Origin of the sequence: Pseudonocardia sp. DSM 110487 (genome assembly GCF_019468565.1) — a bacterium.
Classification (GTDB): domain Bacteria; phylum Actinomycetota; class Actinomycetes; order Mycobacteriales; family Pseudonocardiaceae; genus Pseudonocardia.
The window spans coordinates 3,790,367-3,811,761 of sequence record NZ_CP080521.1; the positions used below are offsets into that span (position 1 = coordinate 3,790,367).

The following is a 21,395-nucleotide window of genomic DNA, read 5'->3' on the forward strand; positions in this document are numbered from 1 at the left end:
TCGCACCTTGGGGTCCTTGGCCTTGCGCATCGCCTTCTCGCGCAGTTTCCTTCCATTCGATGAATTCGCGAAATTCGACAGCCTATTCATCAATGAACCCATTGCTACCTGCTCCTTTCTGTTCAGTCAGTCCAGCATGGTGGGTGATGCCGCTGAGGCCGCCTCGTCGAAGACGCAGAGGGCCCAGACCACGGCGAAGCCCAACATGATCCCGATGATCGACAGCGCGGGGTGGTGCGACAGCGACAGGAAGCTCACCCCGATGGCGGCGGCGGTCAGCGCGATCCCGATCACCCGTCCCCACAACGTCCCCGTGATGACGGCCATCCCCGCGAGACCCACCAGCGCGCCGGCGACGAGATGGATCCAGCCCCAGGTGACGGCGTCGATCGAGAACACGTGGACCAGGCCGGGCACGGTGGAAGTGCTCTGGAACAGCGCGCCCGTCCCGGTGACGATGTACAGCACGCCGAGCAGGGCCATCGCCAGACCGGCGAAGCGGGCGAGCCCCGTTGCCCACGATGTGGCGGTGTGCGGGGCCTGATCCGTGGCGACGGATTCCGGACCCGTGCCGTTCGCCTGCGGCTCGGTGGTCGGCTCGGTGCTCATTGCCGGAGTGTGAGCCGCCTGGACGGACGCCGGCCTCACCCGCGGGAGATGGCTCCGACCACTCCGGTCAGGCTGGGTCGTGCCAGGTGTCACCGTTCGGGAGCAGGCTGTCGGCCTCCTTCGGTCCCCAGGTGCCCCGCTGGTAGGTGTGCACGGGAACAGCGTCGCCGAGGACCGGGTCGACCACGCGCCACGCCGCCTCCACGGTGTCCTGCCGGGCGAAGAGAACCCTTTTCCCGTCGAGGGCGGCGCCGATCAGCCGGTCGTACGGGCGCATGTCCGCCCCGCCGTGCTCGGAGAAGACGAGGTCGTTCAGTTGCGGCTCGGCGCTCGGGCCGGGCTTCTTCCCGGCCAGGGCGAGGGCGATCCGGGTACTCGGCCAGATGCGGAACCGCAGCGCGTTGGTGAGGTTGCGGCCGGTCACCCCGAACATGGCGAACACGTCGAAGGGCACGCGGCGGAACTTGACGCTGATCTCGGTCGCTGTCACGGGCATGGTCTTGCCGGCGCGGATGAGAAGGGGCACCCCTGCCCACCGCCACGAGTCGAGTGCGAGTCGGACCGCGACGTAGGACTCCACGGTCGACAGCGGGTCGACACCGTCCACATCGCGGTAGCCGTCGTACTGGCCGCGGACGGTGTCCGCGGGGGTCAGCGGGCGGAGCGCGGACACCACGCGTGCCTTCGCGTCCAGCCACGAGTCCGGCCCGGAGCCGTCCGGCGGATCGGCGACCACGGTGGCCAGCACCTGCAGCATGTGGTTCTGCACCACGTCGCGGATGGCGCCGGTGGCGTCGTAGAAGTGCCCCCGGTCGGCGACGTCGAAGGCCTCGGCCATCGTGATCTGGATGCTCTCGACGTGATCGCGGTTGAGCAGCGGCTCGATCATCGAGTTGGCGAACCGGGCGACGAGGACGTCGTTGAGCGGATCCAGTCCCAACCAGTGGTCGACCCGGTAGATGGCGTCCTCCGCGAAGTACCGGTGCATCGTCTCGTTGAGAGCCACGGCACTTCCCAGGTCGCTTCCGAAGGGTTTCTCCACCATTACCCGGGCGCCCTCGGCCCGCCCCACCTTCGAGATGCCTTCGGCGATGCGGCTGAACAGGAACGGGGGCACCTCCAGGTAGAACAGGGCTCGCCGGGCGTCACCCATCTCGCGGGACATCTCCGCGTAGGTGGCGTCGTCGCCCAGATCCCCGTCCACGTAACGGAGCAGCCCGAGCATCGTCCGTGCCGCCGGCGACTCGACGTCCATGCCGTTGTCACGGACGGACCGCGCGGCGTAGTCACGGAAGCGGTCGAGGTTCCAGCCGCTCCTGGCGACCCCGATGATGGGAACGTCGAGCACCCCCCGGTCCACCAGTCCCACCAGGGCGGGGAAGGTCTCCAGCTTCGCCAGGTCACCCGTTGCCCCGAAGATGACCAGAGCATCCACTCCGTCTGCTCCCATGGTGCTCCCTGTGATCTGCCGATCGTCGGACACGGAGCCTCCTCAGATGGCGGTCGAGTGCGACGTCGAGGAAGCCCACGGTCCGGCGGCGCCGATGGCGACGCATCACCTCGCTGAGGTGAGTGCGGGCGGGCGTTCTGCCGCGCCCCAGCCGGAATCGGAGCGAATCGAGCATGCGGCGCGACCAGGTAGGAACCGGGCGGGGCTGTGGAGGGAACCGCAGTGGCTCGTCCGTCGCGGGTGATGCCTCGGCCGTCCCTTCCCGGGACGGTGACCGTGTCCGCGGGTGCCTGCCGCGGAGCGGGTTCTCGTTCGTCACGGAGGAGGAAGCGATGACCGAGGCAGCGATCGCCGACCACGGACTGATCGGCGACCTGCAGACGGCGGCGCTGGTCAGTACGGATGGGTCGATCGACTGGTTCTGCTGCCCGCGATTCGACTCTCCGAGCGTCTTCGGAGCCCTCCTCGACGACGAGCGTGGGGGCCACTTCCGGGTCCGGCCCAGGCATGACTGCGAGTCGAAGCAGATGTACTTCCCGGACACGGCCGTGCTCATCACGCGGTTCATCACCGAGGCCGGGGTGGGCGAGGTCGTCGACTTCATGACGCCGTCGGGCCGGGAGGCCACCGGGAATCACCGGCTCGTGCGGATGCTGCGCTGCGTCCGCGGCGAGATGAGCTTCGAGGTCGACATCGCGCCGCGGTTCGAGTACGGCCGCCGGGCGCACCGGACGGAGCTGACCCAGCACGGGGCGGTGTTCAGCACCGATTCCCTGACGCTGACCCTGCACGCGGTGCGGGAGCCCGACGACGCGCGCCTGGCGCAGGTCCGCGTCGAGGAGGGCGACGTGCGGGTGTCGATCGATCTGCGGGCCGGGGACGTGCGAGGTCTGGTGCTGGAGTCGGCGGCGGAAGGCCCGCCGCGGGAGATCCGGGTGGCAGAGTTCCAGCAGATGTTCGACGATACCGTCGCGTTCTGGCGCTCGTGGCTGGCCCGGTCGACCTACACGGGGCGCTGGCGGGAGACGCTTCAGCGCTCGGCGATCACTCTCAAGCTGATGACCTACGCCCCTACCGGCGGGATGGTGGCCGCTCCGACCACGGGGCTGCCCGAGCAGGTGGGAGGCGAGCGCAACTGGGACTATCGCTTCACCTGGGTGCGGGACGCGTCGTTCTCCATCTACGCCCTGCTGCGGCTGGGCTTCACCGAGGAGTCGGCACAGTTCAGCGGCTGGCTGCGGGACCGGGTGGCCGAGCGGGTCGGGGGCGAGGGCGGCCCGCTGAACATCATGTACCGGGTCGACGGGTCATCGGATCTCAAGGAGGAGTCGCTCGAGCACTGGTCGGGCTACCGCGGCTCGCGCCCGGTCCGGATCGGCAACGGCGCCTCCGACCAGCTCCAGCTCGACATCTACGGCGAGGCACTGGACAGCATCTTCTTCGCCGACGAGCGCGGCCTGCAGGTCGGGCACCGGGGCTGGATCGCGATCCGCGAACTCCTTGACTGGCTCGCCGAGCACTGGGACCAACCGGAGGAGGGCATCTGGGAGACCCGCGGCGGCCGTCAGGATTTCACCTACGGCCGACTGATGTGCTGGGTGGCGTTCGACCGCGGCATCCGGATGGCGGCCTCGCACGGCCGTCCCGCCGCCGTCGACCGCTGGCGCCAGGCCCGGGACGCGATCTACGACCAGATCATGACCAAGGGCTGGAACGCGCAACGGAATGCGTTCGTCCAGCACTACGCCAGCGATGTGCTGGACTCGTCGCTGCTGCGGATGTCCAGTGTCGGGTTCGTCGCCCCGCACGACCCGATGTGGGCCTCCACGCTGAGGGCGATGGACGAAGAGTTGGTCACCGACAGCCTCGTCTACCGCTATGACCCCGGCGCGTCGCCCGACGGTCTGCTCGGCTCCGAGGGCACCTTCTCCCTCTGTTCGTTCATGTACGTCGACGCGCTCGCGCGGGCCGGCAGGCTCGAGGACGCCCGGCTCGCCTTCGAGAAGATGCTCACCTACGCCAACCACGTCGGGCTGTTCTCCGAGGAGATCGCCCTCACCGGCGAGCAGATCGGCAACTTCCCGCAGGCCTTCACGCACCTGGCGCTCATCGACGCCGCGATCACTCTCGACGAGGCGCTCGACCGGACCGCCGGCGGATGACGGGGGAGTGAGGTGTCCGCCGTCGACCTGGCGCGCTTTCGGTTCGCCACCACGTCGAGGCAGCGGTAGGAGGCGGCGGTGGACCTGACCCGGCAAGAGCGGCGCGCGCTTCGCGCAATCGAGGAGGCCCTCGCAGCCGAGGACCCGGCGCTGGTCGAACTCCTGCGGGAGCCGCCCGCGCTGCGCCGGGTGCGGCTGCTGCGTCGGGCGAGGTGGGTGGTGGCCGCGATTGCGGCGACCCTTCTGCTCGTCGGGCTGCTGGTGTCGGACGCCGTTCTGCTGCTCGCCGGCGTGCTGATGCTGATCGTGTTCTTCGCGGTCCGGCGGTGGCTCCCGGCCTCGCTCAGCCCCTGACGACGGACCTTCGACGGCGCTTTCGCCCGCCACGGGTGACGTCGGGGTCCCGTACCGGTCCTACCGTCCCGGGGGTGACCACACCGGCAGCCAGTCCAGCCATCCCGGCCGCCCGCCTGCCCTCGGACGGTGGCCGCTCACGGCCCCCAGCACGGCAGGGTGGCCTGCCGCGGGCGATGGTCATCCTCGTCGGTGCGGCCGCTACGGTGATCGTCCTAGCAGGGGTGCAGGCAGTCGCGTGGCTGATCGGCCCAGCGTTCATGGCGCTGATCATCGTGATCGCCGTGGCGCCGGCGCAGAGCTGGCTGCGGCGCAACGGGTGGCCGGGATGGGCCACGACACTCGTGGTGCTCCTCCTCGTCTACGCGATCATGTTGGGGCTGGCCCTCGGCATCGTCTTCTCCGTTGCCCGGCTCGCGACCGAGCTGCCGAAGTACGCGTCGACGGCCGACGGCCTGGTGACGTCCGCGACCGCGCAGCTGGCCGCGCTGGGAGTGGGACCGGAGCAGCTTGCTCAGGCGAGGAGTTCCCTGAGCCTCGGCAGCTTCGCCGGCGTGCTCGGGTCGCTGCTGAGCAGCGTGGCCGGGCTGGCGTCCAACCTCGTGTTCCTCCTGGCGCTGCTGCTCTTCCTCAGCGTCGAGGCCGGGGGCACCGGGGACCGGCTGGCATCGATCGCGGCGGACCGGCCGAGAATCGCCGACGCGCTCGGACACTTCGCCTGGGGCACCCGGCAGTACCTGCTGGTGACGACCGTCTTCGGGTTGATCGTGGCGGTGCTCGACTCGGTCGCGCTGGCGCTGATGGGTATCCCGCTGGCGATCACCTGGGGCCTGCTGTCGTTCATCACCAACTACATCCCGAACGTCGGGTTCATCATCGGCGTCGTGCCACCCGCGCTGCTCGCGCTGCTGACCGGTGGACCGCAGCTGATGCTGATCGTCATCGTGGTGTACTGCGGGATCAACTTCGTGGTCCAGTCGATCATCCAGCCCCGGTTCATCGGGGACGCGGTGGGGCTGTCGGTCACCGTGACGTTCGTGGTGTTGGTGTTCTGGGCGTGGTTGCTCGGCCCGCTCGGGGCGATTCTCGCCATCCCGCTGACGCTGCTGGCCAAGGCGCTGCTCGTGGACATCGATCCGCAGGCCAAGTGGGCCGATGCGCTGCTGCGGGACACGCCGAAGGAACCGGACCCGGATGCGCCCGCGAAGAAGTCGCGACGCGAGCGGCGCAGCGAACGCGAGCAGCAGAAGCAGGACCTGAAGACCGCGCCGACGTGATCTCCGCTGTTCATCCATCGGAGGTGAGGCAGCGCCGTACGAAGGAGCCGACATGAGCGACAAACTGGACATGATGGGACCGGTCGACTACCTCGTCGTGGAGTTCCCGGATGCGCGGGTGCCGGGGGAGGTGCTGCAACGGATCCTCGAACTGGTCGACCGGGGTACCGTGCGCATTCTCGACCTGGCGTTCATCCGCAAGGAGGCCGATGGATCGGTGACCGGCCTGGAGGTCACCGACCTCGACGGCGATGGCGAGCTCGACCTCCGGGTTCTGGAGGGCGCGACGTCGGGTCTCGTCGCTGATGACGACCTGGACGAGGCCGCCGCCGCGATCGAGCCGGGCACCGCGGCCGCGATCGTGTTGTACGAGAACCTCTGGGCGATCCCGTTCGTGTCGGCGCTGCGCCGGGCCGGAGCCGAACTGGTGGCGAGCGGGCGCATCCCGGTCGCCGCCCTGCTCGACGCGCTCGACGTGGTCGAAGGGGTCAAGCCCGTCGACGCCTGAGACGGCGTCGCCACCGACCGGTCCCGACATTCGAGAGGACGATGAGCATGCCCGGTCTGCTTCGAGGAATAGCACGCACGGCGGTCGTCGCCGGCACGGCCACGGCGGTGTCCAACCGGGTGTCGCGGCGGCAGGCGGGCCGGTGGGCCCGGCAGGACCAGCAGCAGGCCGACGCGCAGGAACCCGTCGAGCCCCAACCCGCGACCGCCGGCGGCATGGACGACACGCTGGCGCAGCTGAAGCAGCTGGGCGAACTGAAGAGCCAGGGTGTGCTCACCGAGGCCGAGTTCCAGCAGCAGAAGAGCCGGATCCTGAACGCGTGACAGCGGTCTGGGCGACATGAGCACGGAGGCGCTCGTTCTCGCCCTGACCGCCGTGATCCGTCCGACGAGCGCGGCGGCCGTGTTCGCGATGTTCTCGACGCCGCGTCCGCAGCGCCTGCTGGTGGCCTACCTCGTTGCGGGGCTCGGGTTCAGTCTCGCCGTCGGGATGCTGGTCGTCGTCCTCCTCGGCGGGCTGCAGTCGACGCGCGCGTCCTCGGCGGTCCGCCCGCTGCTCGACCTCGTGCTGGGAACCTGTGCGCTGGGCTGCGCCGCAAGCGCATGGCTCGGGTGGCTGCCCCGATCCCGGCCTCGCGGCTCGGCCGAGCCGGACGGCTGGCTACGGCGCCGGTTGACGGACCTGTCGCCCTCCGGCGCCGCGGCCGTCGGTGTGCTCACGCACCTGCCCGGGCTCGTCTATCTGGCCGCGCTGAACGCGATCGCCGCAGGCGCGGGCGGCACCGCGAGCGGCGTGCTGCAGGTGGTGGTCTACAACGGCATCTGGTTCAGCGTTGCCATCTGGGCGCTGGTGCTGTCGGTGTACCGGCCGACCGTGTCCCGGGAGTTCCTCGAGCGGGTCATCTCATGGATCCGCGAGCACCAGCGGGTGATCACGATCGGGTTCTTCGGCGTGCTGGGCGGCTACCTGGTCGTGGTCGGCGTGCTCGGCCTGGTCGGCGACGCGTCCTGACGGCCCGTCGTGGTCGAGGTGCGGCTCGGCAGGGCCCCTTGGCCTACGTCATCCGTGACGGGCGAGGCACACAAGGCGTCGACGGACGAGCGTCCAGCCGTCGTCGATGCTGCGGAGGTACCGGAGATGTCCCAGGTGCAGGGCCGCGAGATCCCGCCCGACGAGGTCCGGGCCGCGTTGACAACCGACGAACGCGCCGAGCTCGCGCGGTTGCGGGAGGAGAACTCGGCGCTGCGCACCCGGCCGCGCCCCCCGCGTCGGCGCATCCGCTGGCGGTCGGTGATCGCCGTCGTGCTGCTCGTCCTGGGCTGCGCGCTGGCGCCGGTGGCGCTCGTCGCGGTATGGACCGAGCAGGAGGTTTCCGACACCGACCAGTTCGTCGAGACCGTCGGGCCGCTGGCCGCTGATCCCGCGGTGCAGGAGGCCCTGACGAACCGGATCACGACCACGGTCTTCGAGCACGTCGACGTGCAGGCGCTGGCGAACGAGGCGATCGACGCGCTCGCGGTTCAGGGCCTGCCACCCCTGCTCGTGCAGCGGCTGCACGCCCTGACCCCGACGATTGCGGCGGCGACCACCAGCTTCGTGCGGGAGAAGGTGGGCGAGGTGGTGGCGAGCCCGCGCTTCGAGGCGGCGTGGGACCAGGCCGTTCGGGTGGCCCACCAGCAGGCCGTCACAGTGCTCTCGGGCGACAGCCGGGCGATCGCGGTGCAGGGCGACACCGTGTACCTGGATCTCGCGCCGTTCATCGACGCGGCGAAGGAGCGACTGAGCGCGGAGGGCCTGACCGCCGTCGACATGGTCCCCGAGGTGCACCCGACGATCGCGCTCGCTCCGGCCGACCAGCTGGTGCGCGCGCAGACGGCCTACAGCGCGCTGGGCTCCCTCGCGAGCGTGCTGCCGTGGATCACACTGCTGCTGCTTGCGGTGGGCGTGTACCTCGTGCGGGTGCGGATGCGGGCGGTGGTCGCCGCCGGCCTGGGCGTCGCGCTGGCGCTGGTCGTGCTCGCGGCCGGGCTGCTCGTGGCGCGCGGACTGCTGGTCGGTGCCGTCCCGCCGGCCGGAGCGCCGGCTGCCGCGTCGGGTTTCGACATCGTCGTGGGGTCCCTGCGCACCGCCGGGCGATCGCTGCTCGTCCTGGCCTTGGTCGTGGCACTGTGTGCCTTCCTGGCCGGCCCGGCGGCGACGGCCGTCGGCGTCCGCCGGTGGGCAGCCGGACTGCTGAACCGGATCCGGGTCGGCCCGTCCTCGACCGGCGCGATCGGCACCTGGGCCCACGCCCATGTGCGCGGCTTGCGGATCGGGGCGGTCGCACTCGCCGCGCTGGTGTTCGTCTTCCTCGACCAGCCCACCGGGGTCACGATCCTCATCATCGCCGCGGTGTTGCTCGGCGTGCTCGGAGTGATCGAGTTCCTGGGCCGTCCGGCTCCGGTGGCGTCCGCTCCGGGAACGGGGAGCTGACCGACGATGCTGCAGAGCTGGAACGACGGCCCTGCCAGGCAGGCCGTGCTGGAGTTCCTGCGGACGGTGACCGACGACGGGCCGGGCCGGGTGGTGGCGGCGGACCGCGTCGCCACGTTCGACAACGACGGCACGCTGTGGTGCGAGCAGCCGCTCCCTCCGCAGTTCGACTTCGTGCTGCGGCGGTGGGCGGCCACGGCTGCGGCCGATCCGTCGAAGAGGTACGTGGAGCCCTACCGGGCCGCCATCGAACGGGACGGGGAATGGTTGCGCGACTACGAGCACCACGTCCCCGAGCTGCTGCAGGGCATGGCAGAGGCGTTCACCGGCACGACGCCCGAGCGGTTCGAGGAGATCGTGCGGCGCTTCTTCGCCGAGGTCAGCCACCCCGACCTCGGGGTGCCCTACGAGCAGGTCTGCTACCAGCCGATGCGAGAGCTGCTGGACCTGCTGGCCGGGCACGAGTTCCGGGTGTTCATCGCCTCGGGTGGGGGCCGCGACTTCATGCGCGTGATCTCCGAACCGGTGTACGGCATCCTCCGCGAGCGCGTCATCGGCACGGCTCCCGACTACGAGTACCGCGACGGCCTGCTCTACCGGCTGCCGACCCTGCTCGGCGGGGTGGACGACGGTCCCGGCAAGCCGGTGCACATCTTCCACCAGATCGGTCGGCCTCCGCTGTTCGCGGCCGGCAATGCCGACGGGGACGTCGAGATGCTCCGCTCCGCGCGGTTCGCCCTCCTGGTCCACCACGACGACGCCAAACGCGAGTACGCCTACGACGCCAAGGCGGAGCGCGCACTCGCCACCGCCGCACGGGACGGATGGACGGTTGTCAGCATGCGGGATGACTGGGCGACGGTGTTCCCGACGGCACCCGTGGAGGCTGCGGCGACCTGAGCTGTGGTCAGCTCGTCATGGTCCGGTTCCGGCGCACGAAGTCGGCGGCGGCGTCGCGGATCTGGAAGTGGAAGGCGTCCGGTCCGAGCCGCTCGTCCAACCCGAGCCGGCGCATGGTGGTGCGGAGCGAGGTGCGCACGCGGGCGAGCACCATGCGCACTCCGCGATCGTCGAGAGCGTCGAGGAGCTCGTCGAGCGTCTCGGCTCCCGTGATGTCCATGTCGACGATGCCCTCGGCGTCGAGCACGACCTCGCGGACCGGTGGGTCGGACTCGTCGACGAGCCGGAGGACCTGCTCGCGCAGCACGTCGGCGTTGGCGAAGAAGAGCGGTGCGTCGAAGCGGTAGACGAGCAGGCCGGGGACGGTCCGGGTGCCGTCGTGGTTGTCGGTGCTGCGCCACATCGCGCGGCCGGCGACCCGGCCGAGCACAGCTGTGTGTGGCATGACCGCTCGCCGCAGTACCTCGAGCAGCGACACCGCGACCCCGACGCCGATGCCCGGCAGCACCCCGACGATCAGCACGCCCGCGGCGGTGACCGCCGCGAGCACGAAGTCGCTGCGGCGCACCCGCCACAGCCGGCGAAGGCCGGTGACGTCGATCATCCTGGCCGCCGCCGCGAGCACGACCGCGCCGAGCGCCGCCTGCGGCAGGAACCGGAACACCGGCGTCAGCACCACCAGCGTCAGGGCCGTGAGCCCGGCGGCAACCAGGTTCGCCATCTGCGACCGGGCGCCCGTGTCGGCCACCACGAAGCTGCGGGAGTCGCTCGCGTTGGCCGGGAAGCCCTGGAGCAGTCCCGATCCGGCGCACGACGCCGCGAGCCCGAGGAACTCGCGCCGGCCCGACACCCGCTCGCGGTCGCGCCGGGCAAGGGCACCGGCGGTGAGCACGCTGCTGGCGAACACGAGCACGGCGATGCTCGCGCCGGCCCCGAGCAGATCGACGACGTCGGCGGGGGTGATCCGAGGAAGCGTGGGGACGGGAACACCGGAGGGCACCGCGCCGATCACGGGCACCCGGCCCTCCCAGCCGGCGATGGCCACGACCGTGGTGGCCGATGCGATCGCGAGGAGGATGCCCGGAACCCGGGGTGCCCACCGGAGCAGCGCGACCACGACGACGAGGGTCGCGACGCCGATGAGTAGCGCCCACGGGTTCATCGCCGGGAGACCGGCCACCACCTCGGCAAGCTTCTGCCACCAGTGCACGCCCGGCGTCGAGACGGCGAAGATCTTGCCGAGCTGGCTGGCGCCGATCACGACTGCCGAGCCCGTCAGGTACCCGGCCAGCACGGGTGTGGACAGCAGCCGGGCCGCGACGGACAGCCGGAGCAGTGCGCCCAGCAGCAGGAACCCCGCCACGACGAGGGAGAGCAGCGCGGCGAGTGATTCCGCCCGCTCGGGCGCGTCCGCGACGAGGCCGCCGATGTACGCAGCGGTGACGATCGCGACCGCGGACTCCGGTCCGATGTGGACGTAGCGGCTGCCTCCCAGGAGCGGGTAGAGCAGCAGCGCACCGAGCGCGGTGTAGAGGCCGGTCACGGGCGACAGACCGGCGAGCTCGCCGTAGGCCAGCCCCTGCGGCACGAGTACCGCCCAGACCGCAAGTCCGGCGACGAGGTCGGGGCGCAGCCACGACCGCCGGTACTGCATCAGCTCGGCCGCACCGGGCAAGACGCGGTGCAGCCATGCCCGGGGGCGGGAGTCCGGCGCGCCGGCGCTCATCCGCCTACCGCCTTGGTGCCCGCGTCCACGCTGCCGACCGTGGACCACCGGCCTCGGGGCAGCACCACCTTCGGCGGATGACCCGGGCCGGAGCGCGCCGAAGGGCGGTGGCTAGGGCAATGGCCAGGGCATCACGGCGCGTCCGTCATCCGTCCCGGGTGATGTGGCTGGAGCCACCACTGGGCGACCGTCGACGGAAAGGAGGGTGTCATGACCCAGCCATTTCGCGGTGTGGTGAACCTGGACATTCGGGACTCGGTGCCGGACTGGGGGCCGTACCAGCAGCCAACAGCCCCGCCGGGCACGCCGAACGTGGTGTTCATCGTGCTCGACGATGTCGGGTTCGGCGCGTTGAGCTGTTACGGCGGAATGATCGAGACCCCGAACATCGACCGGATCGCGGACAACGGGCTCCGCTACACCCAGTGGCACACCACGGCGCTGTGCTCACCGACCCGCGCGTGTCTGTTGACCGGGCGCAACCACACGACGAACGGGATGGCCTGCATCACCGAGGGGGCGGTCGGCTTCCCGAACGGCAACGGCCACATCCCGCCGCAGTGCGCGACCCTGGCCGAGATGCTGATCGAACGCGGGTTCAGCACGGCGGCGGTCGGCAAATGGCATCTCACCGCCGAGGACGAGATGAACCTGGCCTCGACCAAGCGGAACTGGCCGGTCGGGCGCGGCTTCGAGCGCTTCTACGGGTTTCTCGGAGCCGAGACCAGCCAGTGGTATCCCGACCTGGTCCACGACAACCACCCGACGGATCCCCCCGCCACGCCGGAGCAGGGCTACCACCTCAGCGTCGACCTCACCGACAAGGCGATCGAGTTCATCGACGACGTCAAGGCGATCGCTCCGGACCGCCCGGTGTTCCTGTACTACGCGCCCGGTTGTGCGCACGCCCCGCACCACGTTCCGGGGGAGTGGGTGCAGCGGTACCGCGGCCGGTTCGACGTCGGCTACGAGCGGGCCCGGGAGACCATCCTGGCCAGGCAGAAGGAGTTGGGCGTCGTCCCGGCGGGCACGGACCTGCCGCCGATCAACCCGATCGGAACGGCGGACATCCGGAGCGGTCCGGACGATCTGCCGTTCCCGGCGCTGGACTACACGAAGCCATGGGCCGGCCTCTCCGCCGACGAGCAGCGGCTGTTCGCCCGGATGGCAGAGGTGTACGCCGGGTTCCTCTCCCACGCCGACGCGCAGATCGGGCGGCTGCTGGACTACCTGGCCGAGATCGGCCAGCTCGACAACACGATCATCATGCTGGTCTCGGACAACGGGGCCAGCGGGGAAGGCGGCCCGAACGGCTCCGTCAACGAGATGAAGTTCTTCAACGGGATCCCCGACGACATGGCCTCCAACATGGCCATGCTCGACGAGCTGGGTGGCCCGAAGACCTACAACCACTACCCGACCGGGTGGGCGATGGCGTTCAACACGCCGTTCAAGATGTGGAAGCGGTACTCCTTCAACGGCGGCACGTGCGACCCGTGCATCATCTCCTGGCCCGCGGGCATGGGCGGCCGGGGTGGGCTCCGAGACCAGTACCACCACGCCATCGACCTCGTGCCGACGGTGCTGGACTGCCTCGGGATCGCCCAACCCGACTCGGTCAAGGGATTCACCCAGGTGCCGGTCCAGGGCGTGAGCATGCGCTACAGCTTCGACACGGCCACCATCCCCACGGCCAGGAACACGCAGTTCTACTCGATGCTGGGCACCCGCGCGCTGTGGCACGACGGGTGGAAGGCCGTCACCACCCACCCGGCGATCAGCGGCTGGGGCCACTTCGCGCAGGACACATGGGAGCTCTACAACACCGAGACCGACCGCTCCGAGCTGCACGACATCGCCGCCGAGCATCCGGAGAAGCTCGCCGACCTGATCGGGCTGTGGTTCTACGAGGCCGGCGTCAACCACGCATTCCCGCTCGACGACCGGTCCGCCCTGGAAATCTTCCTCTCGCCCCGCCCGCAGCAGGTGGCCCCGCGCGCCCGCTACGTCTACCGGCCCGGCGGCGCCGAGATTCCCGAGTCGGTCGCGGTCAACCTCCGCAACCGGGCCTACACCATCGGTGCGCATGTGGACATTCCGCAGCCGGGCGCGCGGGGCGTGCTGTTCTCCCATGGCAGCCGGTTCGGCGGCCACGCGCTGTACGTCAAGGACAACCGGCTGTGCTACGTCTACAACTTCGTCGGACAGAACGAGCAGAAGATCGTTGCCACCGAGGATCTACCCATCGGTGAGAACCAGCTCCTGTCCGCCAGCTTCGACAAGTCCGGCGAGCAGCCCAAGGGCGTCGCGCAGGGAACCCTTTCCCTGTACTACGGCGACCGCCTCGTCGGCGAAGGGAAGATCCAGACCCAACCCGGCAAGTTCTCCCTCGCCGGTGAGGGCCTCAACGTCGGCCGCGACACCGGCGAGCCCGTCACCGCCGACTATCCAGGCACCGCGCCGTGGGCATTCAGCGGTGGCACCCTGCACCGCGTGGCCGTGGATGTCAGCGGGCAGCCCTACATCGACCTGGAACGCGAAGCGGCTGCCATGCTCGCCCGCGAATAGCTGCAGGGCGTTCACCCGCGCGCCGGGGCGATCTTCGGCCACTCCACCCGGGCCGGGCGATGTTCCGTTCGGCAGGCGGGCGCAGGGTGCCCGGGTGGCCGACGATCGATGTCGGCCGCCGGCCCGCGACCCGAGATGAGGCGATGGCGATGATGCACTACGAGTTCCGGGTGGAAGGTCGGCTGACGGACGAGGCCATGGCCGCGTTCGGCGACATGCGGATCACCGAGGTTCCACCGGAGACGGTCATCGACGGTGAGGTGCTCGACGAGTCGCACCTGCACGGCATCATCGTCCAGCTCCAGGCGCTCGGGATCACCGTGGTTGCGGCGCATCCGATTCCCGAGTAGCGGCGGTACCGATGTCGTGGTGAGGGTGCGGTCTTTCCAGGCTCGTCAGTGCAGGGCGTACTTCAGCCCGATGATGGCAACGCCGAGCAGGGCGGTCCCGGCCGCCCAGCCCAGAGCGGCAGCGACCGGGGCGCCGGAGCGGCGCGCGGCCTCGTAGCCGAGGCCGGCGAGCAACGCGGTGGACAGCCCCAGTGCCGCCAGCACCGCGTTCCGCAGCTCCGCACCGAGCGCCGACGCCGCGAGCAGCACGATCACCGGAGCGTAGGAGGACTGCAGCATCGGCCAACCGCGCCGCAGTGCAGCGACGACGCGGCTCCGGTCGGGTGCAGGCCCGTGCACTCCGGAGCCGAGTACCTCGGCGTAGCGCTCGGTCAGCCAGTAGACGAACAGCGTGGCGACGACGGCGATCACGACCTGGCCGAAAGAGCCGTGCAGGCTTGCAGCCACCATCACCGCAGACCCCACCACGGTGCCGTTGACGGCATCGGCCAGCTCCCGCTCGTCGGTCCACCTGGAGCGGAGCCGACCGACCGATCGCCGTACTGCTCCTCCGGCCTCGCTCGCACCGGCGCGCCGCTCATCGGCGGCACGCCGGTGTCGCGGTGGTTCCATCACGTGGTGGAGGCGGCCGCTTGCTGGTCGCGGCGCGCCTGAGCAGCCTGCACCGGGCCGTGGCTCAGTACCTTGGCCTTGGCCTGCTCGAACTCCTCGGCCGAGATCGTGCCCCGGTCTCGCAGGCCGGCGAGCTTGGTGAGTTCGTCGGCCGTGCTCGTCGTGCCGGCCCCGGCGGTCTCCCGGACGTACTGCCCGAACGCCTGCTCGTTGCGCTGGGCCTGAGCCCGAGCGCGCTCGTTCATCGAGCGGCCGCGAGCGATCAGGTAGACGAGGGCACCCAGCCAAGGCACAACGACCAAGAACAGGATCCAGAGCGCCTTGCCCCAGCCGGACAGCTCGTGGTCCCGGAAGATGTCGCCGAAAATCGAGATCAGCAGCCATATCCACGTGAAGAGAATCATGAACCAGAAGATGGATACGATCACGTCCCACAAAGGCATCTCGATCTCCTCGATCCGTGCCTGGGGCCACCGCTACAGGCGCGGGGGCCACCGCCGATCGGTCAACGGTCGGCCCCAGGCATCTGACAGGCATCACCCGCCGCAGATGAGCGAGCTGGTCCAGCGCCGGTCAGTCGTTCGTGGTCTTCAGTTCGTGCTCTTCAGCTCGCGCCCGTGCACCACGATGGCGTAGATCACGATGACGTCGATCGCGATGACGATGGTCGACCACACCGGGTACGCGGAGATGAAGACGAGGTTCAGGATTGCGCTGACCATCGCGATCGCGATACCGGCCACGCGGGCGAAGGTGTTGCCGACCATGAGCCCGAACCCGACGGCGACCGCGGCGGCGCCGAGGATGAGATGCGTCCAGCCCCAGGTGTTGTAGTCGACGTTCACCACGAGCCCATTGGGGCGAACCAGGTAGAACCCGTCGTTGAACAGCGCGACGAGCCCCTCGATCGCCTGGAAGAAGCCGAGCATGATCAGCATGATCCCGGCGAAGGCAACCCAGCCCGCCCAGCCGGTGACCTCCGTGTCTGGTGAGTAGTAGTCCTCGTGCGAGTTGCCGCTCGTACGGGAAATCTCTGTCATGACGTCTCCCTCGTAAGGCCGAACCCGCGTCGGCACGTGCCAGCTCGCCGCGACCGTCGACGACTGGATCGATCGTGGCCCCGGGTTCGCGACGAGACCTCACCTGCCTGGGGTGATGGCTGTCGGACGTCGAGATCGGCCGCACCGTGCTGCTCCCCGTCCCGAACTCACGTCCGGAGTGACTCTCACCCCCCGTGGGCGATGCCATCTGTCCCGCCCCTACGGAACCGTCGCTGGCGACCGCGACCGGCGGTCCGGGCACCGGGAGACGGGAGGTAGCGATGACGCGGACGGACGTGGCGGCTGGGAGCGGGCGGACCGGCCTCAGGGCCGTCCGGAGGGTGCATTTCCGTGACCCCGAGGCCCCGGCGGCCACCGTCGTGACGCCGTCGGTATTCGTTGCGGTTCGCGAGGAGCAGGGCCATCTGCTGCTGGTGAGACGCCGCGACAGCGGTGCGTGGGAGCTGCCCGGGGGCCGCGTCGATGTCGGGGAGAGCGCCGTCGAGGCGGCGGTGCGCGAGACGGCTGAGGAGGCGGGCCTGCGGGTGCGGATCACCGGGCTGGTCGGGTTGTTCACCGACCCGGCACACGTTGTCGAGGCGGCGATGGGCGACGAGATCCGCCAGCAGTTCGTGTTGTGCTTCCACGGCTGGGCCGTGTGGGGACGTCCCCACCCCGACGGGCACGAGACCATCGACGCCGCTTGGTTCGCCCCCGCCGCCGTCGAGGCGCTGACGCTCGAGCCCGGGGCCCGCCGGTGGATCCACCACGCGCTCGCCGGGGCGAGCGAGCCACACCTCGAATGAGCTCGTCGCCGATGAGCACGCAGTCCGCGGTGCCGAGGAGGAACCAGCGATGACCCAGGTGACACCGCGACGCGGCCGGTCCCGGCGGGCCGACGAGGGGCCCCGCCCGACCCGGGAACAGCGGGTGGCGCTGGGGAGGGCGGCCCGGGCGGAGGTGCCGAGGTCCAGCCACGCGGAGTTCACACCAGGGGCCCAACGGCCCGACCCGGTGACGTTGCTGGAGGGCCAAGGTGCCGCTCGCGTGCCTGAGCTCCTGCCCATCCGGTACGGGCGGATGGCCGTCTCCGCCTTCACCTACTTCCGGGGCGCCGCCCTGCCCATGGCGAACGATCTCGAGGGCACCCCGCGGACCGGGCTCACCGTCCAGGCCTGCGGCGACGCCCACCTGGCCAACTTCGGGCTGTTCGCCTCGCCCGAGCGGAAGCTCGTCTTCGACATCAACGACTTCGACGAGACCCTGCCCGGGCCGTGGGAGTGGGACGTCAAGCGGCTCGCCGCCAGTCTGGAGATCGCCGGGCGGGACAACGGGTTCGCCACCAAGGAACGCAGGGCGATCGTCCTTGCGGCGGTGTCGGCGTACCGCAGCGCGATGCGGGACTTCGCCGGGCGCACCTCGCTCGAGGTCTGGTATGCCCACATCGACGAGTCCGCCATTCAGAAAAGATTCGCTCGGGACCTCAGCGCGCAGCGCCGCCGCGTGCTCGCGCGCGGCCTCGCCAAGGCGAGGACCAAGGACAACCTGGGGGCGCTCGACCGCTTCGTCGGCGTCGACGGCGGACGGCCGCGGATCATCGGTGACCCGCCGCTGATCGTGCCCCTACGCGACCTCTCGGGCGTGGCGCTGGACCCGGCCGAGGCGGAGCGACAGCTGCGCGGCGTGCTCGACTCCTACCGGACGACGCTGGAACCGGAGCGGCGGGCGCTGCTGGACCAGTATCAGCTCGTGGACTTCGCCCGCAAGGTCGTCGGCGTCGGCAGCGTGGGCACCCGTTCCTGGATGGCGTTCCTCGTCGGCGACGACGAGCTTGACCCGCTGTTCCTGCAGGCCAAGGAGGCGGGCCCGTCGGTGTTGGAGGGGTTCGCCGGACGTAGCGAGTACGACAACGCGGGCCAGCGGGTCGTCGTCGGGCAGCGGCTCATGCAGGCGGTGAGTGACATCTTCCTCGGCTGGGTCCGCGTACAGGGGTTCGACGGACAGACCAGGGACTTCTACCTGCGGCAGCTGCGGGACTGGAAGGGCTCGGCCGAGATCGGCGAGATGGTCCCGACGGGCATGCGGGCGTACGGCGAGCTGTGCGGCTGGACCCTCGCCCGTGCGCACGCCCGCACCGGGGATCGCGTCGCGATCGCTGCCTACCTCGGCTCCGGTCCGGCATTCGATCAGGCCATCCGGGATTTCGCCGCCGTCTACGCCGACCGGAACGAGCGCGATCACCGGTCGCTGGTGGACGCCATCGCGTCCGGGCGGATCAGCGCCGAATCCGGCCTGTAGCTGCGTGCGGACACGTCGTCCCGCCGCACGCTCCTGAGCAGCCCGTGTTCGTGGGCGGACAGCACGGCCAGTCGCCTGCTGCTCACACCGAGCTTGGTGTAGATCGACCTCACGTGGCTCTTCACGGTGTTCACCGAGACGGTGAGGTCGGCGGCGATCTCATCCAGTGACAGGAGGGACGGGAGCAGCCCGAGCACCGTGAGCTCCCGCTCGCTCAGCAGGACCTGTCGTGTCCCATGACCTACGCCTGCGGCGAGCGCACGCTCCGCGAACGCGTCCGAGGCACCGAAGCTACCGTGCTGGTGCACGAGGAGCTCGCGGATGCCTGGCCCGGCGTGCGTGAACGGCCGGAGGGCGTCGAGCGGCTCGGCGAGGGCCAGGGCGCTCTGCAGGGCCCGGCGGGCGGCCGGTCGTTCTCCGGCGGTGACGGCGAGCGATGTCTCCAGCAGCCACGCTTCCACCAGGCTCTGGGGGAGCAGCGCAGTCGTGGCTCCCTCCAGCACCGGCCGGAGCAGCGACCGCGCGTGCTCGCCGCGGCTGCTCGCCGCATCGGCCCACGCACGCATCATCAGCAGCTCGCCATTCTCGCCGGTGCGGTTGGCCAACCAACCGAGTACTGTCCGCGCCGCCGCGGAGTGCCCGAGCAGCAGCGCCGCGTGGAACTCCAGCATCGCGAGCGCGGCAACCTGCTCCGGACCCGCCGGGAGGTCGCCGAACTCCGAGCGCGCCTGCTGCAGCTCGGCCAGCCCACCGGCCCTGTCTCCGCGGTCGAAGGACGCAGCACCATGAACGGCCTGCAGGGCGAACCTCAGCTGGGGAGGCGACGTTGCCGCACCCACCGCGAGGCCCTCGGTCGCGAGGCGCTCGGCCTCCGCGATCTCCGTTCGCAGGAGCGCGGAATAGGCCAGCATCGCCGTGGCGGCGCCGGACCACGCCGAGCACTCCCAGCCGTGTTCGACCGCGGCGGCAGCGGCCTCGATGCTCATCGTCCGCATCGTCTGGATGTCGCCCGTCGCGCCCGCAACGGCGCCCAGGAGGGCGAGGCACTGCATCGTCAGGTAGTCGAAGCCGTGGCTGCGGCTCAGGAGCAGCGCGGCTTCGAACTCCTCGCGTGCCCCGGCCCGGTCGTCCCTCTCGAGTCGAGCCGTGCCGCGGCTCAGTCGGGCGAGTGCCTCCAGCTCGGGTTCGACGGGCAGCTCGTCGATGACGCCGATGGCAGGGGAGGGCGAAGACGCGGCCGGTTCGACGACACCGGCGGTGAGCTGCTCGGCCACCGCGCGCAACACGGCCAGTTCAGCCGGGCCGTCGGCCGTCCACGACTGCCGGGCGCGGCGCAGATCCCCGCGAGCTGCAGGGAGCTCCCCGGCCTCGAGGTGGGCAACCGCCGAGGTCAGAGCCAGCCAGGGATCCGTGGCGACGGCCTGCCCGCCGGCGCTCGCGAGGGCGCGCCGCAGCGGCTCGTGGTCCCCGGCCAGGATCAGCGGAACGGCGAATCGGTGCAGCAGGTCTGCCAACAGCTCGGAGTCGTGGCTCTGCGCTGCGTGGTCAAGGGCTTGGACCGGTTCGGGCCGCCCCGCCCACCAGCGGGCGGCAACGCCGTGCAGCTCGGCTGCCCGCTTCAGCCCTTGTCGCCGGAGATCGGCGAGCAGGTGTGTGCGCAGGAGCTCCTGGACGGTGTAGGCATCGCGCTGCCGACCGATGGGCGACAGCAGGGAGGTCCGGTGCTCGAGCCCATCGAGCACGCTGCCGGCGTCCTCCCGCCCTGACAGCTCAGCGGCGAGCCCGGTCGGAACCAGTTCGCTGATGCTGATCACCCGCAGGAACTCCTGCACGTCCTCGGGCAGGTCGGAGAGGACCTCACCGACGAGATAGTCGGCGACGGAGCGTTCGTCGCCGGAGAACTGGGTCAGGAACCCGTCCCGATCCGTGGACGTGGCCACACCGAACGCGGCCAGGCGCAGCCCGGCCGCCCACCCCCCGGTGCGCTGGTGCAGGAGGGCGACCTGCGCGGGCACGAGGCACAGCCCCGACTTCTCGAGCAGCGCTGCCGTCTCGGGCAGTGAGAAGCGCAGCTGCGCGGCGCGCAGCTCGCGGAGCCGGCCCGCAAGGCGCAGCCGCGGAAGGGACAGCGGGGGATCGAGTCGGCTGGAGAGGACGAGCTGCATGCCGGCCGGGTGGCTCCGGGTCAAGATCTGGACGCCGTGCTGGGCCTCGGGATCGACCAGCTCGTGCACGTCGTCGAGGATCAACCGGATCGGTCGGGGCACTGCCTCGACGGCGTCGACGAGCTCCGCGAGGAACTCCGGCTGCGCATCCACCCGCCAGGCCCACCGGTCGTGCAGTCGACTGGAACCGGGGACCGATGGGCCTGCGGCGAGAGCTGCCACGATCGACGCCCACAACCTCCTCGGGTCGTTGTCGTCGCGGCCGAGGCTCACCCACGCGGTGTCCGCCGCCGTGCTCGCGCGCGACCAGTCCGCCAGCAGCAGAGTCTTGCCGTAACCGGCGGGGGCGCAGACGAGCGTCACGTCAGTGGTCGCGCCCGCATCGAGGGCCGCACGGAGAGCCGTCCGCACAACGAACCCCGGAGGAAGCGGCGGAATCGTGATCTTGGCGTGCGGAACGGGTGCCACGGCGATCAATCCCCCTCCGTTCGTCGGCCACCAAATGCTCGTGCGTTCGCCTCCTGCGGCGACCGGATTGGTCCACCCGGGAGGTCGGCAAAGGCATTTGGTCTATATGTGGAGTCCGGTCAGCCTATGGGCGGGGTCCGGGTCCAGGGCCTCCGGCCGAAGAGCAATCACGATAGGGTCATCGAGCGGCAGTGTCCAGGGCGCCGAACAGGCATGATCCGCCTCGAATGGGGGCTGAACGTAGCCTGGCCGGGCTCGTCCGGTGGGGAATACGTGGCGGGCCTGGAAGGTCCGTCCGTCCGTCCGTCGATTTCTCGACCCATGCTGGCCGCGGGTGCGGTCCAGCATCGAGATCCGATAATTCAACGCCGACTTCGTGCGGCCGGCGACACGAACATCAATTCGCTCCCGACGGGTACTGGCTGTCGACTTGAGA

General features: G+C 70.4%; 19 protein-coding genes. 12 read left to right on the plus strand and 7 right to left on the minus strand.

Annotated features, from left to right (window positions below; genetic code table 11):
- Positions 1-126: 126 nt before the first annotated feature.
- Positions 127-609, minus strand: a complete 483-nt coding sequence (locus K1T35_RS17655; protein ID WP_220261221.1) for a hypothetical protein — start codon at positions 607-609, stop codon at positions 127-129.
- Between the two features lie 67 nt (positions 610-676).
- Positions 677-2,059 carry a glucose-6-phosphate dehydrogenase gene (gene zwf, locus K1T35_RS17660; RefSeq protein ID WP_220261222.1) on the minus strand — a complete coding sequence of 461 codons (1,383 nt, stop codon included), beginning with the start codon at positions 2,057-2,059 and terminating at the stop codon, positions 677-679.
- Positions 2,060-2,391: 332 nt separating this feature from the next.
- Between zwf and K1T35_RS17665 the strand changes: the two genes are divergently transcribed.
- The 8 genes from K1T35_RS17665 to K1T35_RS17700 all read left to right on the plus strand — a co-directional run bounded on the left by K1T35_RS17665 (position 2,392) and on the right by K1T35_RS17700 (position 9,732).
- Entirely contained in the window at positions 2,392-4,221 is a 1,830-nt protein-coding gene (locus tag K1T35_RS17665; protein WP_220261223.1) for a glycoside hydrolase family 15 protein, read from the plus strand.
- A gap of 78 nt (positions 4,222-4,299) precedes the next feature.
- A complete protein-coding gene (locus K1T35_RS17670) occupies positions 4,300-4,575 on the plus strand; it encodes a DUF3040 domain-containing protein (protein WP_220261224.1) in 276 nt (91 codons plus the stop codon).
- Positions 4,576-4,649: 74 nt separating this feature from the next.
- The gene (locus K1T35_RS17675; protein ID WP_255622077.1) at positions 4,650-5,852 is read left to right on the plus strand and encodes an AI-2E family transporter; all 1,203 of its coding nucleotides are present in this window, start codon (positions 4,650-4,652) and stop codon (positions 5,850-5,852) included.
- Between the two features lie 52 nt (positions 5,853-5,904).
- Complete coding sequence (locus K1T35_RS17680; RefSeq protein ID WP_255622079.1) at positions 5,905-6,360, plus strand: DUF6325 family protein; 456 nt, start codon at positions 5,905-5,907, stop codon at positions 6,358-6,360.
- A 47-nt stretch (positions 6,361-6,407) separates the two neighbouring features.
- The gene (locus K1T35_RS17685) at positions 6,408-6,683 is read left to right on the plus strand and encodes an SHOCT domain-containing protein (protein ID WP_220261225.1); all 276 of its coding nucleotides are present in this window, start codon (positions 6,408-6,410) and stop codon (positions 6,681-6,683) included.
- Positions 6,684-6,699: 16 nt separating this feature from the next.
- On the plus strand, positions 6,700-7,371 hold the full coding sequence (locus tag K1T35_RS17690) for a GAP family protein (RefSeq protein WP_220261226.1): 672 nt from the start codon (positions 6,700-6,702) through the stop codon (positions 7,369-7,371).
- A gap of 126 nt (positions 7,372-7,497) precedes the next feature.
- Positions 7,498-8,832: a hypothetical protein gene (locus K1T35_RS17695; protein ID WP_220261227.1), complete on the plus strand. Its 1,335-nt coding sequence runs from the start codon at positions 7,498-7,500 to the stop codon at positions 8,830-8,832.
- Between the two features lie 6 nt (positions 8,833-8,838).
- Positions 8,839-9,732 (plus strand): HAD family phosphatase, encoded by an 894-nt coding sequence (locus tag K1T35_RS17700; protein WP_220261228.1) that lies wholly within the window; start codon positions 8,839-8,841, stop codon positions 9,730-9,732.
- Between the two features lie 7 nt (positions 9,733-9,739).
- On the opposite strand, the gene K1T35_RS17705 is transcribed toward K1T35_RS17700, so the two are convergent.
- A complete protein-coding gene (locus tag K1T35_RS17705; RefSeq protein WP_220261229.1) occupies positions 9,740-11,458 on the minus strand; it encodes a SulP family inorganic anion transporter in 1,719 nt (572 codons plus the stop codon).
- A gap of 210 nt (positions 11,459-11,668) precedes the next feature.
- On the opposite strand from K1T35_RS17705, the gene K1T35_RS17710 reads away from it, so the two are divergent.
- Together K1T35_RS17710 and K1T35_RS17715 are read left to right on the plus strand one after the other, a co-directional pair.
- Positions 11,669-14,026 (plus strand): arylsulfatase, encoded by a 2,358-nt coding sequence (locus tag K1T35_RS17710; RefSeq protein ID WP_220261230.1) that lies wholly within the window; start codon positions 11,669-11,671, stop codon positions 14,024-14,026.
- Between the two features lie 143 nt (positions 14,027-14,169).
- A complete protein-coding gene (locus K1T35_RS17715; RefSeq protein WP_220261231.1) occupies positions 14,170-14,376 on the plus strand; it encodes a hypothetical protein in 207 nt (68 codons plus the stop codon).
- Positions 14,377-14,421: 45 nt separating this feature from the next.
- Here the strand turns inward: K1T35_RS17715 and K1T35_RS17720 are convergent, their stop codons facing one another.
- The 3 genes from K1T35_RS17720 to K1T35_RS17730 form a co-directional block, all read right to left on the minus strand.
- Complete coding sequence (locus tag K1T35_RS17720; RefSeq protein ID WP_220261232.1) at positions 14,422-14,826, minus strand: hypothetical protein; 405 nt, start codon at positions 14,824-14,826, stop codon at positions 14,422-14,424.
- A 161-nt stretch (positions 14,827-14,987) separates the two neighbouring features.
- Entirely contained in the window at positions 14,988-15,431 is a 444-nt protein-coding gene (locus K1T35_RS17725) for an SHOCT domain-containing protein (protein ID WP_220261233.1), read from the minus strand.
- Positions 15,432-15,578: 147 nt separating this feature from the next.
- The gene (locus tag K1T35_RS17730; protein WP_220261234.1) at positions 15,579-16,028 is read right to left on the minus strand and encodes a hypothetical protein; all 450 of its coding nucleotides are present in this window, start codon (positions 16,026-16,028) and stop codon (positions 15,579-15,581) included.
- 281 nt (positions 16,029-16,309) lie between these two features.
- Between K1T35_RS17730 and K1T35_RS17735 the strand changes: the two genes are divergently transcribed.
- A complete protein-coding gene (locus K1T35_RS17735; protein WP_220261235.1) occupies positions 16,310-16,834 on the plus strand; it encodes an NUDIX domain-containing protein in 525 nt (174 codons plus the stop codon).
- Positions 16,835-16,883: 49 nt separating this feature from the next.
- Complete coding sequence (locus K1T35_RS17740) at positions 16,884-18,326, plus strand: DUF2252 domain-containing protein (RefSeq protein ID WP_220261236.1); 1,443 nt, start codon at positions 16,884-16,886, stop codon at positions 18,324-18,326.
- On the opposite strand, the gene K1T35_RS17745 is transcribed toward K1T35_RS17740, so the two are convergent.
- A complete protein-coding gene (locus tag K1T35_RS17745; RefSeq protein WP_220261237.1) occupies positions 18,266-20,959 on the minus strand; it encodes a LuxR C-terminal-related transcriptional regulator in 2,694 nt (897 codons plus the stop codon). The two genes, K1T35_RS17740 and K1T35_RS17745, sit on opposite strands and share 61 nt — an antisense overlap.
- Between the last annotated feature and the right edge of the window lie 436 nt (positions 20,960-21,395).